This is a genomic window from Pseudomonas sp. SMN5 (assembly GCF_052041925.1).
GTDB lineage: Bacteria > Pseudomonadota > Gammaproteobacteria > Pseudomonadales > Pseudomonadaceae > Aquipseudomonas.
Genome location: NZ_JBKGGX010000097.1, coordinates 1 through 218, shown reverse-complemented (window position 1 = coordinate 218; position 218 = coordinate 1). Strand labels below are relative to the sequence as shown.

At 71.6% G+C, this 218-nt stretch carries 1 protein-coding gene; it reads left to right on the top strand.

Going from position 1 to position 218, the window contains the following annotated elements:
* Positions 1–218, top strand: a 218-nt coding sequence (locus ACLEJR_RS27155; protein ID WP_440817806.1) for a hypothetical protein, incomplete at both ends; no start/stop codon positions are given.

Sequence of the window (218 nt, the reverse complement as noted above, 5' to 3'; positions counted from 1 at the left end):
CGAACGCTACCTCAACGACCGCACGCGCCTGAGCGGCACCAGCAGCAGCGCCGCCCTGGCGCCGAGCCAGGTGCTGAAGATCGCCGGCGCGCCCCAGGCTTTCGCCCCAGGTGCGGTGATCGTGCAGCTGACCACCACCGCCGCCCGCGACCGCAGCTTCGTCGTCACCTTCGAGGCGATCCCCTATGCCAACGAGGTGTGCTACCGCCCGCCGGTGC